The sequence below is a fragment of the Candidatus Omnitrophota bacterium genome, assembly GCA_016209275.1.
In the GTDB taxonomy this organism is placed as follows: Bacteria; Omnitrophota; Gorgyraeia; order Aquiviventales; family Aquiviventaceae; genus JACQWM01.
This window is the reverse complement of sequence record JACQWM010000004.1, coordinates 121,528-135,817: the sequence shown is the minus strand read 5'-3', so window position 1 is coordinate 135,817 and position 14,290 is coordinate 121,528. Positions and strand designations below refer to the sequence as shown.

Here is a 14,290-nt window from a genome sequence, read left to right as displayed (position 1 = left end):
CACCGCAATGATCTTTGGCCGCATTGGCTAGATCCATCCTCGCAGCACATAGTAGACGATGGAGGCGTATTCTTGAAGAATGCCACGGATCTGCTCAAGGCTCGCCCCCTTCGAATGCGCGTAAAACTGGCTGTGAGGCACCGGCGAGGGGGTCACCGCCAGTTCGGGGGCTGTCCGCCGCAGCGACAGCATGGCTCGGCGCATGTGGTACGGCGAGCTCACCAGCAAGGCGCTGCGCCAGCCGTGGTCGCGCAGGATAGCCGACACGAACGCGGCGTTTTCGTGCGTGTTCGCGGCGCGCGTTTCCAGCAGGATCGCCTCCTCCGGCACGCCAAGCGTAACGGCCAGATCTCGCATCACTTCAGCCTCGCGGAACACGAACGTGTAGCCTGAGGAGAAAATCATGCGAGGCGCTAAGCCTTGGGCGTACAAATCCACCGCGTGCTTGACGCGCTCCTGGTAGCCGCCGCCGGCTTTGCCTGATTCGCCCACCCCGCCGGCGAAGACGACGATGGCCTCGGCCCTCCTGGGAGCTTGCTCCATGCGCAACGGCTCGGCGGTCCACCACACGAATGGGCTCTGAAACAGTACCAGGTACACGAGGATGGCTGCCAGGGCGGTTGCCGCTGCTCGGCGCTTGGCCGCCCGGTACAGGCGGCGCAGCAGCGTGTCCCATCGCTGCGCTGAGGCGTCGCTGGCGCGCAACCGCTCCTCAATCAGCGCGGACATCGCGTCGATGCGCGCATGCCAGCTGTTGCGCCGGGCGGCGGCGATGCGCCGCTGCACCGCCGAAGGCTCCTGCCGCTGCAGCGACCGCTGCAGCACGTCCGCGAATTCGTCGGCCGTGCGGCCGATCGCAACCAACTCGCCATGCTCCGCATTGAAGCGGCGGATCTCCGGCAGATCGGTGGCGACGACCGGGATCCCCATCGCCAGGTATTCATTGAGCTTGGTGGGATAGACATGCGCCGTATACTCGGTCAGCCGGTACGAAATGATGCCGACGTCGAATCCTTTGATGTACGCCGGCACGTCCGTATGCGGGCGGGCATTCAATAGATGGATATTCGGACAACCCGAGAGCGCGGACACATCGGTTTGCGCCGGGCCGATGAGCGCGAAACTCACATGCGGCAGGCGGCGCGCCACCGCGGCAAGCAGCTCTTGGTCAAACCACTGATGGATGCCTCCGACATAGCCGACCACCGGCCGCGGCAGCGCCTGCAGGTCGCGCGGCGCTCCATCGCCGTTGCCTGCCGCGCGGATGCGCTCAAACTGCTCGAAACTGACCCCGAAGGGAAAGACGTGCACGCGGGGATTGTCGCGCGCGGCGCGCTCGCGCAGCTTCTCCGAGGTGACGAACACCAGATTGACATCCCGCAGCAGCTGGGTTTCGCTCGCGCGGATGCGGCGGGCTTGCGGCGAGCTGGAGGCGAAATCGTCGATGCAATAGTAGATCGTCACCAGAGGATCGACGGCGCGGATGATCTCGCGCGCCAACGGGGTGGGCAAGAATGTCCAGACGATCGGCCGTCGGAACCCGACGGCGTGCATCCATCGCTGGATCGCACGCAGCAGCAGCCCCCGATTCATCCATCGCGCGAGGCGCGAATATGGAAATGGCAGAATCACCGGGGAGTAGACGAACAGGTTCTCGGCCACTTGGCGGAAACCTTTGGTGCTGTGCTGCCAGTTCCGCAACCGCTGTTTCAGCCGGCCGATGTCCCGCAGCCCCGGCGCGCGCACGCCGGTGTTTTCGATGAACAGCACGCGGTTGCCTGCCGCAGCCAGGGTCGCCATGATCTCCTGGTGCCCTTGCCAAATGAAGTCCCAATCGATCGTCGAGATGCAGAGGATGTCGCGGCCGCGCAGCATCAGGCCCCAGCACTCCGAAGAGCCTGCCACGCGCCGGAGACGCGCGCGCGAAACAGCGAAACCTTCCCCTGATCCCCGATCATGGTGCGATGCCAGCGCAACGGATCGGTCTGCGCCGTATTGAGCCCATCCTCCGTGGTGACCGCGCAGGCATAGCCGGCCTCGCGCGCCGCCGCGGCCACGGACGCATTCCATGCGCCATACGGGTACGCGATCGTCTGGCAACTGACCCCAAGCTCCTCTTCGATGCGTCGTTTGGCGTCTGAGAGCTCCTGGCGAAGCGCTGCAGGCGAAAGCGTCGTCAAATCCGTATGCGTCAATCCGTGAGCCCCGATCGTAACACTCCCCTCAGCCACGGCCTGACGCCACTCATCCCACGACGCCAGCGCGAACTCCGAATGCTCCTGCACCCAGGGGTGCTGACGGCAGCCCGCCAACACCTGATCGCGGGCCATGGCAAACGCCTCGGATGACAACCCGCGCAGCCGAAACAATTCGTCCCGATATCGCCGCTGCGGATCTCGAACGCGACGTGAAGCCACCACCAGCCGCAACGCGTCAAACCACAACCCCTCTTGCCGGTCGATGAGGCCGGGCACGATAAACACGGCCGAGGGCAGCCCGAGCGATCGGAGAATCGGCAAGGCGGTCGTGATGGTGTGGCGGTATCCGTCATCAAAGGTGACCATCACGGCGCGTTCTGGAAATCGGCCGTTAGCGGCCAGGGCCTCTGAGCAAGATATGACGCAAAAATTCTTCTGCAGGTAGCGCATGTGGCGCGCAAAGCGGTCGGCGCTGATGAACAGATTCCCGAACGCGCTCGGCCCCTCGACGCGAGGCAGCACGCCATGATACATCACAATGCGCAACTGATGCCCCTGCCGCCGGGCCGCGCGCGCGGTCGCTCCGGTGAGGATGGCCGTCGAGGCCAGCCATGATTTGAGCGAAGCGATCATGGGGCGCGGCCTCCCTGAGCTGGCGGCAACACCTCTGTGTAGAGCGCCACGAGGCGCGCGGTCGCATCCTCTGGAGAAAATTCGGCGCGCAGACGAGCCTGGCCAGCGCTGCCCAACCGGCGCGCGAGCGGCTCATCTGATGCGAGTTGAGCCATCGCAGCGGCCAGCGCGCCCGGATCACCTGGCGGCACCACGAAGCCGGTGACCCCATCGTCCACCAGCTCGCGCGTGCCGCCCACATCGGTGGCAATGACAGGGATCCCAAGCGCCATGGCCTCAAGGATGGACACCGGCAATCCCTCCCCCAAGGAGGGCAAGATGATCGCCCGGCTCAGATGGATCACCGCGTTTTTTCGTGATTCCTCAAGCGGCCCGGTAAACGTCACGCGATCCGCCACCCCAAGACGAACCGCCAGCGCCTCTAAGGCCGCGCGCTCAGGTCCGTCGCCGATGATGGCGCAGCGAAGTGATGGAACGCGCTGCGCCAAACATGCCATCGCCTGAAGCAGATACCGATGCCCTTTTCCCAGCAGGAGGCTGGCGATGACCGCGATGATCACGGAGGACGGCGGCCATCCCAACTGGGCCTGAACATCGCTGAGCGTCTCCGGGGACACCGCAAGATCCTCAGGCATCACGCTATGCCTCAGGACACGGATCTTCTCCGGTGCGACACGCACACCGGCGCGCCGTGTCAGATCCTCTGCCACCGCATCGCACACCGCCACAACGCGATCAGCGCCGCGGTAGATCAGGCGGTAGCATCGCGCGTACCATTGATGCCGAAGGCGTCGAAGCCCTCGCTCCCCGGTGGCGGAAAAATTGTGCCCCACGACATGGGAGATCACCCTCGGCCCCCCGGCCAATCGCGCCGCGAGCCAGCCGGCCACGTCACCGGTGTAGAGGAACGTGTGCACCAGGTGGATGTTCCGCTGTCTGATCCAACAAGCCATGCGCCACAGCGCCATGGGATGGAGCAGTGCGCGATACGGCAGCGCGAAGACCCCGGCAGCATGCCGGGAATACCGCGCAACCATCGGCCCGGATCCAGGACAGGCGACATAACATTCAAACCGATCCGCTGGCAGCCGTCGGAGCAGCCACAGCACAAGCGCCTCTCCCCCGCCGAAGCGCGAGGAGTCGATGACGAAGAGAATCCGCCATCGCGCCTGAGACGCCTGGTGCGGCTCCCCGGGAACGTCAGCGCTTGGAATCGACGGTCGTCGCAGCGGCGATATGATGGTGTCCATCTGTCATTCTGTCATCGGTCGCGGGCGCGCGGCGCACGAGGATATTGCCGATCGCCAGCGCGTCGAGCCCTGCCTCAAGAAAGCCTCGCACCGCATCATCCGGCGAGCACACGATCGGCTCTTCATGAATGTTAAAACTCGTGTTGATCACCGATGGAATGCCGGTCAGACGCTCCGTCTCAATGAGGATCTGATGCAAATCCGGATTGGAGTCCGGGGTCACGAACTGCGGTCGCGCCGTGCCATCCACATGCACCGCGGCCGGGCTGGCCTGCCGCATCCACGGCGTGCACGATAAGCACACCGTCATGAACTGCGCCGCGTGACGGACTTTCTCCGTCTGATCATAACACCGCCCAGCCGCCGAGGCCAGCGTCGCCGGCGCAAACGGCATGAAATCATTGCGCCGCAGCTTCTGGTTGAGCCGCTCGGTCACGGACGCGTCCACCGTGCTGGCCAGCACGGAGCGGTTCCCGAGCGCGCGCGGGCCGTACTCCATCCGCCCGATACACCGCCCCACGATCTTGCCGTGCGCGAGCAGCTCGGCGATGCGGCGCGGCATGTCCGGCTCATGGCGATACGGCAGGCCGAGGCGGGTCACCGCGGCTTCGATCGCCTGCTCATCAACGCTTGGCCCGAGGAACGCCGAGACCATCGGCACCGGCTCCCGGAGGTCCCCGGCTTCAAGCGCCGCGGCCAACGCCGCCCCGGTGCCGCTGCCCATGTCCCCCATCGCCGGATGGACAAACAGTGAGGCGACCCCGGGGTGCTCCACAATGCGCTCATTGAGTTTCACATTGGCAAAGACCCCGCCGGCAACCGCCACATGATCGACACGAAACCGCTGCAGATAACACGAGAGCTGTTTGAGGACGACGGTTTCCAGCGCGTGCTGGTGGGCCGCCGCCACATCTTCTCGCGTGTGTGAGGCCACAAGCGTTCGAATCGCCGAGAGGTCAAGCGCATCGAGAAATTCATCGCCGGTGGCGCGCGCGGCGAATCGCTGCAGCACGCCCGGGGCCAATCGCGATGGATCGCCATACGCGGCCAGACCCACCACCTTGCCCTCATGCCGGTCCGGGATAAACCCAAGCGCTGAGGTCACCCCAGCGTACATGACGCCAAGCGAATCCGGAAAATGGATCGTCTTGATCAGCCGCAAACGCCCCCCTTCGGCCAGGTAGATGGCTCCGGCTTTTCCGCTGCCGTACCAATCCAGGGTGGCCACCAGGGCTCGGTCGAATTGCGACGTGTAATAAGCGCTGACCGCGTGGCAATACTGGTGATCGTAGCGCCGCCGTCGCCCCCGAATCCCCAAGGCCTTGAGGCCCTCAGCCAATTGGCGATCACAGGTCAATAGTTTGCTGGGAAAGGCGGTCCCTAGCGCCTTGCCAAACGCCCCGTAATGCCGCAGCGTATGACGAAGCCCGCGATAACGCACTTTGGCCGTCCACCGGGACAAATCTCGCAGCGCGGCACCCCCGAGCAATGCGAGCTCTTCATGCGCGTGAAAAAATGGATAGGCGACCACATCGATCTCGCGCGCGGTCAAGCCGGAGAGGGCCAAGGCGGACGCCACCGCCTGATACGGAAAGCCGCCTTGCTGCTTCACCCGGGTCAGCCGCTCTTCTGAGACGGCGGCGACGATCGCGCCGTCTCGGAGAATCGTCGCGGTGCTTTCCTTATCTAAGGCGGAGAGGCCGAGGATATTCATGGCCCAGTCTTTGACCAATACGCGAGCAGATCTCGCAAGCTTTCCTCAAGGGAGCGGGCCGGCGTCCATCCGGTGGCGCGGTGTAATCGTTGCGGGTCACCCACTTGAATCGAAATCTCCTGCGGCCGCACCCGGTCCTGATCAATCAGGACCTGCAACGGCTCGCCGCAGCAGCGCGCCAGCAGATCCACGCACTCCTGCACCGAAACGCTGCGGCCGCTGCAGACGTTGAACACGCCTTCTGTTTCGTGCTCGGCGAGCAACTGATAGGCGCGGACCGCATCGCGGACATCCACATAATCTCGACGCGGAAACAGATTGCCCACGCGAACGGCGCGTGGCATGTTCGCCGCGCGCGCCTGGGCGACCTGATACGCCAGATGCGAGGTGAGCAACGTGTTCGGCTGCCCCGGTCCGATGAGGTTGAAGGATCGCACGCGGACCGTGCGCAATCGGTGCATCAGCGTGTAGGAAAGCGCGGCGAGTTCTTGGGCGGCTTTGCTCACGGCATAATGCGATCTCGGCTGAAACGGCCGATCTTCGCTCAGTGGTGGCTCATTCGGCTCCATGTCGCCATACACGGCGCTGGAGCTGGCCACCATGATCCAGGGATTCAGCGAGAGGCGGTGAATCGCCTCAAGCAATTGGACCGTCAGCAGGACATTCGCCTCGTATTGCGCCGCCGCGCCTCCCGGGGCCCCAGGCAAAACGCCGGCCAAATGAAAGACGTGCGTGGGCCGCGCCGCGCGCAGCACCTCGCTGAGCCATGCCTCATCGTGAAGATCTCCGCATACCCATCGCGGCCGGTCTGGTCCTAAGGACAACTTATCCGTTGTGCGTCGTCGACTCAAGCCTACGACCTCAGCACCCTGCCGGATCAGCGCCTCCGCGAGATGGCGTCCCACGAATCCCGTGGCTCCGGTGATCATGACGCGGGTGGGCGCGCGAAACGGCATCGGTCAGCCGCCCCGCCCTACCAACAACCGGAGCCGCTCGTACTGCGGAAGCGACAGCCACCGCATGAGGGCGGCATCCTTCCACGCCGCCAGATGCCGATAACGATACGGCTTCAGGTAGGCGATGGCTTGGTCGCGCTGATGGCGGGCCCAGGCCCATCGCGCTTCCGCTCGAGCCAGATCCAGCCGGAAGGCGCGGATCTCCCGCGAAAACTCCTGATCAAACCGGGGATGCAGCGTCCGCTGTTTCTCGAGCAAGGCGTGCATCTCATCGAGGATCCGCCGAGGCTGCGTGCGCGTCGCACTCTGCGCATGCATCCGGATCCGCGCCAACGACTCCGGCACGTAGGCGAGCCGCCACCGGGAGGCCACTCTGAGGAAAAACTCCGCATCCTCCAAGAGCTGAAACTCGGGATCAAACCATTCGCCGCCGTCGCGCAACACGCGGCGGTGGATGACCACCGTTTGGAGGCTCAGAAAATATCGGCTCAGCAGCGCGCGATAGGCGTCGCCGGTCGCCGGCCGCAATTTCTGGTATTGCCGGAACGTAAACCCATCATCCAAGCAATTCAGGCAATCGCTGTAGACCAGGCCGATCCGTTCGTCCTGCTCGAAGACTGGCACCTGGCGGGCTAATTTTTGCGGATACCAGACGTCGTCATGGTCGGTGAACGCGATCAGCTCACCGGAGGAGCGCCGCAAGGCCTCATTGCGCGCCTGCGGCAGCCCCTGGTGCTCCTGCGCGTGATAGATGATGGGCCAGCCTTCCGCGATGAACGTCTGAATGATCGCCTCGGTGCGATCGGTCGAACCGTCATTGATGATCACCAACTCCCAATCCTGATAGGTCTGCGTGACAATGCTCCGCAGCGTTTCCTCCAGGAAGCGCTCCGAATTATAGCAACAAAGGTTCACGCTGAGGCGGCTCATGCCACGCGCCCCATCTGGTGCCAAGCGGCCGGCGAATCTGCCGCCTGCTGATCCCAGGCGGTCACGGCGCAAATCACCGCGCACACCTCCTCATCGGTCATGTCGGTAAACAAGGGCAGGCTCACGATCTGCTCCGCCACCTGCTCCGCGCGCGGCAGCGGTCCCCTGGCAAACGGGGCGAAGAAGGGTTGGCGATGATTGGCGAGGTAATGCACCCCGGTCCCGACCCCGCGCGCCTGCAAAAACGCCATGAAGCCATCGCGCGCGTCTCCTGGGACCTTGACGATGTAGAGCTGCGGAGCCGCGGCGGCATAGTCCACCTTCAGCAGGCGCACCACGCGCAGGCGGTGGAAGGCCTCATCATACCGGCGGCAGATGCCGCGCCGCTTGGCCACGATCTCCTCAAGACGGTCCAGCTGCGTCAATCCGATGGCCGCGCAGAAATTCGGCATATGGTAGCGAAACCCAGGATCTGTCACTTCGTACGACCAGCTCTTCGCGCCCTTCGACCGCTGCCAGGCATCCCGATCGATCCCCAACAGGCGCATGCGGCGCATCCGATCCGCGACTCGGCCATCCTCAACCACGACCGCGCCGCCTTCGCCGCAGGTGATCGTCTTGATCGGGTCGAAGCTAAAGCACGTCAGATGCCCGAAGCTGCCGATGGGGCGTCCGCGGCACGTTGACCCAAACGCGTGGGCCGCATCCTCCACGATGAGAAGACCACGCTCGCCGGCCAGGGCGAGCAGCCGATCCATGTCACAGGCTTGGCCGCAGTAGTGCACCGGCATGATGGCCTTCGTGTTGGGGGTCAGGCGGCTGATGGTATCATCGATATCCATCAGCAAGGTCTCTTCATGGCTTTCGCAAAACACCGGTGTCGCCCCTGTGGCCACGATCGCCTGCACCGACGCCGCAAAGGTCAGCGACGGCACCATGACCTCGTCCCCCGGGCCAATGCCGGAGGCGGCGAGCGCGACATGCAGCGCGGATGAGCCGGTGTTGACAGCCACCACCTGGCGGCCGGCGAAACGCTGCGAGAGTGCGCCTTCAAAGGCAGCGGTGGTGGCCCCTAACCCGAGCCACCCGGTGTCAAACACCTCGCGGACCGCGGCCAGTTCTTGGGCTCCTATGGACGGACGGCTCACAGGGATCATGACGGCGCCTCAACGGCTGTGTGCAGTGCGATCGTCGGGGACACGGACAATCCGGAGCGGGCGACCAGACGACGAAAGCGCTGTATGGCCTGCTCGTCGATGCGCGGATGCGTCGGAAAATTCACGATATGGTCGGCCACGTATTCCGCTCGCGGACACCGGCCTGGAACATATCCGATCGCAGACCAGTCGCGCGTTCGGCCGTTGGCGATGGAGGAAAACCAGCGGCCGACGACGAAATATTTCCCAAGACGCGTTTCCCACTCCTGAGGCGAGGCCACCAGCCGGCTATACCGCAACCAGGCTCCCTCCGGGGAGATGGGTAATCCGGGATCCAGGATATCGCGATAGCGGCTTGCGAGCGCTCGGCGGTGCTGGAGATTCGCTTCGAGGACTTGGAGCTCCTGGGCGCCGAGGAACGCTTGAACGTTCGAGAGCGTCACCGGATACCGTGCCGGACGCCGTGTGGCGAGTTCGTCGCGGAACGCAAACAGCACCCGAAAACGCTCAAGCAGCTCGATTGCGGGACGCGCCGCCCAATACACATGGGGATGGTACAGCACCGCGAGCACAACATATTGCAGCATCATCTGTATCTGACAAAACCACGGCAGCGGCATCGCGCGCCGCTGAATGGCCCGAAGGCGAGCGGCCAGTGCGGCCGATGACGTGCAGGCGAATCCGCCCACCACGGTTGAAAACATCTTCGTGTGGTCGGTCGATCCGAAGGCGACATCACCAAACGTCCCCACCCTCCGGCCGTTCCATGACGCCCCCACGGCATGGGCGCAATCTTCAATCACGGCAAGACGGTGCCGCCGGCCAAGATCCGCAATCGCCTCGATGTCACAGGGCTGGCCAAAGGTATGTTGCGCAAGCACGGCCTTGGTGCGCGGGGTGATCGCTGCTTCAACAGCCTCCGGGTCGAGATTAAACGAGTCCGGGGCCAGATCCACATAGACCGGCGTCGCGCCCCGGTACAGAACCGCATTCGGCACCACCACACAGGTGTACCCCGGGAGGATCACCTCATCGCCCGGCCCGATATCGAGCGCCTCTAAGATCGCGTACAAGGCCATCCGTCCCGCTCCAAAGGTGATCGCCGGCGGGGTGTCGAACGTGCGACCGAGGGACTGCTCATACGCGGCGACCCAATCCTGGCGCCACGCTCTTGCGAGGTAGCGGAGTATCAGTCCGGGGCGGTTCGTTCCGTCGAAAAAATCATAGCGGAACCATCCGCGGCGGAGAACCACCTCCTGCCATTCGTTGAGAAGGCGCCGGACTCCACGCAAGGGTTTAGGCAACGACGGCGCTCCAGACATCGGCGTTCACCGGGGAGAAGAGTTGCTCCAGCATCTGTCTCGATGGGGGACGAACCCTTGGGCGCGACACACGATCTCGGTGGAGGGATGCCAATGCGGATTTCATCGTCTGCCGGGAACAGCGAATCTCTCGCGGCAGATTCGGCAATTCTAAACGATCAAGATCGATGAACTCATCCGTGTATTTCAACACCGGCAGCCCCAGCGCATGCGCCTCCCAGCGGGCGCTGGAGGAGGTCGCGGCGAGATAGACATCCGTATGCGCCAGCAGCGATGTCAGCGGCTCCTCCGACAGGGTGAACCACGCCGGGAACGTCGCTCGACCCATGACCTGAGCGATCGGCGTATCTGGATGCGGCTTGACGATGAACCGCACCATACTGGCGCGCCGTTCATCCATCCATGGTGCAGAAAAAAGCTCGAGCAAATCGTGCAGCAGCGCGCGAGCCTGCCCCTGGGAAATTGGCAACGCGACCAGCACCGACAGCGTGTCTGGGGAGCGCAACGCATCGCCACGAGGCGCAGAGGAGGCGGAAAACAGATGCTCATACCGCAGCGCCCCGCCGTCCACGAGCTGCTTGGCCGGATAGCCTGCGGCTCGGAGCAGCTGAAAGCTGACAGGGCCGTTGGTGACGACGCGATCCGGCATCGGGGCCCCGGCGAACTCGGTCTTTCCAGGAAAATAGCTCAGCCACAGCGGCTGGATCAACGCATGCTGGTACCCGATGAGCCGCACGGAGCTCGCTTCTTGCCGAAACGCCAGGCAGAGCAGCTTTTCCCACGGCTGGTTCTCAAAGGGGTAGATGACACACTTCACCGCATCCTTCCATTCGCGCGCAAGCCGTCGCATCGCCCGGTAGAAGAGCCAGGTATACGCAAATGATGGATCTCCCCATTCCCTCAGCAGCTCACGATGCAGCAGCGCGGTGTAATTCAGCTGGCGGAAGATCGCGTGCCGCGACACTCCGCGGATGCGCACACACGTCATCCCCGCCAACAGCACATCACTGAGGCGCAGATACCGCGCGGTCAGCACGGTCTGCGGCGCATCGCGACGAAGCCGGGCGAGCAACCGTTGCGGAACTTTGATCGGGGTGAGGCGTCTGACGCGTTCCCCCTGACGCGTGAGGAGCTCCATGAGCCGACCGGTATAGGGGTCATGCAACGTGCCATCCGATGTGAAACTGCGCGGCTCGATCCAGGTATAGAGGAAAATGCCGCGCTCGCCTCCGCAGGGGGCCTTTGGCCTCTTGGCCCCGCGCCAGGATGCGCGAGTCATCATCATGGCTTGGAGCGCCCACCGCACGGTAAAGGCCGCGCTCCATGGGATCTTGGCCAGCCAATACAGCGCATCGAGCACGACACGCAGCGTGCCTGCGCCGCCGCGAAACTCAAGGCGTGGAGCCATCGCGGCGTGGCGTCGCAAGAGGCCGAACAGCCAGGGGTCTTCCACCACGATCAGCTCAGCCGGTGCCACGCGTTCACCGCATCCCCACGCGCGGATGAGTTGGCTGTAACAGACAAGGAGAAACAGATCGGTCTGCACGGGAACTTTCGAAGCCATCTTGGATCCCCACCAGCGGGGCGACAGGCGCTGCGCGTCTCCGATCGCGGCAATCCAGTCCACGAATGAAGATTTCAGCTCGAGCGCGATGTCGTTCAATGGCTCGCCAATGCTGACCGAAACGGCCTGGGGGATCAGCGCGCTGATCCGCGTCCGGGTCGCTAGATCGGTCCCTAAATAACACCAGGAAGAAATCTTGGCCGATTGGACCAACCGCTTTTTCACCTGGTGCGCCGCAATGACGATCATCGCTTCACACACACGACCGCAATCTCTGCGTCCGCCCATGTTGGCCATCCGAGCCGCACAGACGCGGCTGGCCGGATGGCTCGAGGATTGAACTCATGATCAAACACATACACCGCATCACACACCAACGCAGCCTGGCGGCCGGCGCGCACATGCTCGCCCACGGTCCGCCGATACCCCCAGACGAGATGACTCGGACCACGAACCGACCTTCTGAGCCATCGTCGTCGAATCCCGCGCGCGACCGCCCGCACGGAAAGATTGGACGATGAAACACAGACCGCGAGACCGCCGGGCCGCAGGATGCGCCCCATCTCCCGCCAGACCTGCGTGTAGCCGGATCGATCAAAGCAATAGTCGACGTTTGACATGTACACGGCATCGTAGCTTCCCGTCCGACATGGGATGTGCCGCGCATCGCCTAGTATTACGCCGGCACCCGGAAGATGCGACTGCAGGTGCTTCAGCGAATGCGGCTCGCATTCCAACACATCCACATGATAGCGCGCCTCGTCCAACACCCGTTCCACGATCCCTAAGCCGGCCCCGACAGAAAGAATGCGGGGTGCAACACCCCGAGCCGCCCGAGCGCGAATCGTCGAGGCGAGCCAGGCACCGATCCGGCGCTTGCTCTCCACCCACTCGGGCGCTGGTTGGAAGCTGCGGGAGAGCAATTGCTCATAAAAGGCCGCATAAAACCCTCGGGCGGCGCACGCCGACCAGTCGACGCCGGGAAGCTCCTTAAAGGCAATGCCCTGCCACTCACGTTGATAAAACAGCTGTTCCATTCACCAGATCCGTCAATGGATGCAAATCCGAAATCACCCGAACCCCCAACGCCTCCCAAGCTGCGGCATCCCCTAGGCTCGCACGGGCGATGAAGCGCGTCCCCGCCATCTGAGCCGCGTCATAATCCGTTGAGGAGTCGCCGACCATCAGGATCTCCTCGCCTCGCAAGCCATGGGTCTCGCCAAGGCGTCTGAGGTGCTCGGTCTTGCCTGGCGGAGATCCATACACGCCCCGAAAGCACCGCAAGACCTGGCGCTCCTCCAGGATGGCGCGCAACTCATCCGTCGGCGTTCCAGAGAGGACGAACAAGTCGTAGCAACCGTGCAGTTGGGACAGGGCCTCACGCGCGCCAGGAACCCATGGGGCGCGCAGCACCCGTGTGAACACCAGCTGTTGGAATCGCTCGCTCAGGGCCTGCAAGCGCTCCGCCGATAAGGGACGGCGCAGGAGACGATCATAGACATACCGGATCTTCTCCACGCGAGAGACTCCGCCGTGCGCTCGGTGATACGCCACCGCGGCCTCCGCCACGGCTGATCCTTCAGGCGCCCACAACAGGCGAACGGCCTCGGTTTTGATCTCGCCGGATTCGATCAAGACGCCGTCGCAATCAAAGACCACCGCGCGCACCGCCGGCGAGCCCGCTCCGCTACGCGGCATCATGCGCGGCCGGGATGTCATGCAAGCACTCGAGCAACCCTTGGCCCATGTCGATATAGGAGGTCCCGACGAGTTTTCTGCCGATCTTCGGGACAAATGAATACGGGGTGAGCGTGTAATGCGCATTGTCGAGGGGCTCGGCGTACTCGATGGTCACGCGGCCTTGCAGCATTTCCTGAATCATGCGCAGCATGTCGCGCGTCTTCATCGGCTGATACCCTGTGATAAGGATGTGCTGGTTGGCATACTCCTTGGCCAAGATGTCTACACTCAAGCGCGCCGCATCGCGCACATGCACATACTCGCGGATCTCCTCTCCAGTGCCGGTAAAGAGAATCTTGCCCTGGGTGAGTCCTTGGTGCAGATATCGCCACACACTGTTGCGCGCATCCGCCCGCGGGCCGTAGAGGGTGCCGTAGCGCAAGATGGTATACGGCAGCCCATGCCGCCGCTCGTACTCCTCGATATACAGCTCCGAGGCCTGCTTGCTGCACCGGTAGAATCCGCCGAGCTGGCTATACACGTAGACGGTGCTGGCATAGATGAACCGCTTCACCCCGGCCGCCACGGCCGCCTCGAGCAGCCCCACGGTGCCGCGCACGTTCTGCTCAACCGTGTCCAAGGGGCTCGCAGCCGCCTCCTCAAGGTCCACAATGCCGGCGAGATGATAGACCGCATCGGTGCCGCGCAGCGCCTCAGCCACGGCGTCGCGGTCCAAAATATCTGCGACCACCATCCTCTGGGACGGTGTGGCGTAGGTGGATGGGCGTCGATCAAGAATGGTCACCTCGTGGCCGCATTCGGTGAGCAAATCTGCGAGATGGCTGCCAAGAAACCCCGAACCGCCGCACACGATCGTTTTCATGAG

General features: G+C 63.7%; 12 protein-coding genes. All 12 read right to left on the bottom strand.

Going from position 1 to position 14,290, the window contains the following annotated elements; genetic code table 11:
• Nucleotides 1-27: 27 nt before the first annotated feature.
• Genes HY737_01130 through HY737_01075 form a run of 12 tightly spaced genes read right to left on the bottom strand, consistent with a single transcriptional unit; the run spans nucleotide 28 to nucleotide 14,287 of the window.
• Nucleotides 28-1,875: a YdcF family protein gene (locus HY737_01130; protein ID MBI4596990.1), complete on the bottom strand. Its 1,848-nt coding sequence runs from the start codon at nucleotides 1,873-1,875 to the stop codon at nucleotides 28-30.
• Entirely contained in the window at nucleotides 1,875-2,831 is a 957-nt protein-coding gene (locus HY737_01125) for a polysaccharide deacetylase family protein (protein MBI4596989.1), read from the bottom strand. The genes HY737_01130 and HY737_01125 overlap by 1 nt, the downstream gene beginning before the upstream one ends.
• Nucleotides 2,828-4,081 carry a glycosyltransferase gene (locus HY737_01120; protein ID MBI4596988.1) on the bottom strand — a complete coding sequence of 418 codons (1,254 nt, stop codon included), beginning with the start codon at nucleotides 4,079-4,081 and terminating at the stop codon, nucleotides 2,828-2,830. The genes HY737_01125 and HY737_01120 overlap by 4 nt, the downstream gene beginning before the upstream one ends.
• The gene (locus HY737_01115) at nucleotides 4,032-5,795 is read right to left on the bottom strand and encodes a carbamoyltransferase (protein ID MBI4596987.1); all 1,764 of its coding nucleotides are present in this window, start codon (nucleotides 5,793-5,795) and stop codon (nucleotides 4,032-4,034) included. Before HY737_01115 ends, HY737_01120 begins: the two co-directional genes overlap by 50 nt.
• Entirely contained in the window at nucleotides 5,792-6,751 is a 960-nt protein-coding gene (locus HY737_01110) for a GDP-mannose 4,6-dehydratase (GenBank protein MBI4596986.1), read from the bottom strand. The genes HY737_01115 and HY737_01110 overlap by 4 nt, the downstream gene beginning before the upstream one ends.
• A 3-nt stretch (nucleotides 6,752-6,754) precedes the next feature.
• Nucleotides 6,755-7,681, bottom strand: coding sequence for a glycosyltransferase (locus tag HY737_01105; protein MBI4596985.1), 927 nt, complete (start codon nucleotides 7,679-7,681; stop codon nucleotides 6,755-6,757).
• Nucleotides 7,678-8,838 carry a DegT/DnrJ/EryC1/StrS family aminotransferase gene (locus tag HY737_01100; GenBank protein MBI4596984.1) on the bottom strand — a complete coding sequence of 387 codons (1,161 nt, stop codon included), beginning with the start codon at nucleotides 8,836-8,838 and terminating at the stop codon, nucleotides 7,678-7,680. The genes HY737_01105 and HY737_01100 overlap by 4 nt, the downstream gene beginning before the upstream one ends.
• Entirely contained in the window at nucleotides 8,835-10,142 is a 1,308-nt protein-coding gene (locus HY737_01095; protein MBI4596983.1) for an aminotransferase class I/II-fold pyridoxal phosphate-dependent enzyme, read from the bottom strand. The genes HY737_01100 and HY737_01095 overlap by 4 nt, the downstream gene beginning before the upstream one ends.
• Nucleotides 10,135-12,012 (bottom strand): hypothetical protein, encoded by a 1,878-nt coding sequence (locus HY737_01090; protein ID MBI4596982.1) that lies wholly within the window; start codon nucleotides 12,010-12,012, stop codon nucleotides 10,135-10,137. The genes HY737_01095 and HY737_01090 overlap by 8 nt, the downstream gene beginning before the upstream one ends.
• Nucleotides 11,970-12,761 (bottom strand): class I SAM-dependent methyltransferase, encoded by a 792-nt coding sequence (locus tag HY737_01085; GenBank protein MBI4596981.1) that lies wholly within the window; start codon nucleotides 12,759-12,761, stop codon nucleotides 11,970-11,972. Before HY737_01085 ends, HY737_01090 begins: the two co-directional genes overlap by 43 nt.
• Nucleotides 12,736-13,425, bottom strand: coding sequence for an HAD family hydrolase (locus tag HY737_01080; protein MBI4596980.1), 690 nt, complete (start codon nucleotides 13,423-13,425; stop codon nucleotides 12,736-12,738). Before HY737_01080 ends, HY737_01085 begins: the two co-directional genes overlap by 26 nt.
• Complete coding sequence (locus tag HY737_01075; protein MBI4596979.1) at nucleotides 13,412-14,287, bottom strand: NAD(P)-dependent oxidoreductase; 876 nt, start codon at nucleotides 14,285-14,287, stop codon at nucleotides 13,412-13,414. The genes HY737_01080 and HY737_01075 overlap by 14 nt, the downstream gene beginning before the upstream one ends.
• Nucleotides 14,288-14,290: the final 3 nt, after the last annotated feature.

Bases quoted from the DNA above. Each gene is read 5' to 3' on its own strand.
- HY737_01090 (MBI4596982.1), bottom strand. From the start codon at position 12,012: ATGGGCGGACGCAGAGATTGCGGTCGTGTGTGTGAAGCGATGATCGTC.
- HY737_01075 (MBI4596979.1), bottom strand. From the start codon at position 14,287: ATGAAAACGATCGTGTGCGGCGGTTCGGGGTTTCTTGGCAGCCATCTC.
- HY737_01120 (MBI4596988.1), bottom strand. From the start codon at position 4,081: ATGGACACCATCATATCGCCGCTGCGACGACCGTCGATTCCAAGCGCT.
- HY737_01130 (MBI4596990.1), bottom strand. From the start codon at position 1,875: ATGCTGCGCGGCCGCGACATCCTCTGCATCTCGACGATCGATTGGGAC.
- HY737_01125 (MBI4596989.1), bottom strand. From the start codon at position 2,831: ATGATCGCTTCGCTCAAATCATGGCTGGCCTCGACGGCCATCCTCACC.
- HY737_01115 (MBI4596987.1), bottom strand. From the start codon at position 5,795: ATGAATATCCTCGGCCTCTCCGCCTTAGATAAGGAAAGCACCGCGACG.
- HY737_01080 (MBI4596980.1), bottom strand. From the start codon at position 13,425: ATGATGCCGCGTAGCGGAGCGGGCTCGCCGGCGGTGCGCGCGGTGGTC.
- HY737_01085 (MBI4596981.1), bottom strand. From the start codon at position 12,761: ATGGAACAGCTGTTTTATCAACGTGAGTGGCAGGGCATTGCCTTTAAG.
- HY737_01100 (MBI4596984.1), bottom strand. From the start codon at position 8,838: ATGATCCCTGTGAGCCGTCCGTCCATAGGAGCCCAAGAACTGGCCGCG.
- HY737_01105 (MBI4596985.1), bottom strand. From the start codon at position 7,681: ATGAGCCGCCTCAGCGTGAACCTTTGTTGCTATAATTCGGAGCGCTTC.
- HY737_01110 (MBI4596986.1), bottom strand. From the start codon at position 6,751: ATGCCGTTTCGCGCGCCCACCCGCGTCATGATCACCGGAGCCACGGGA.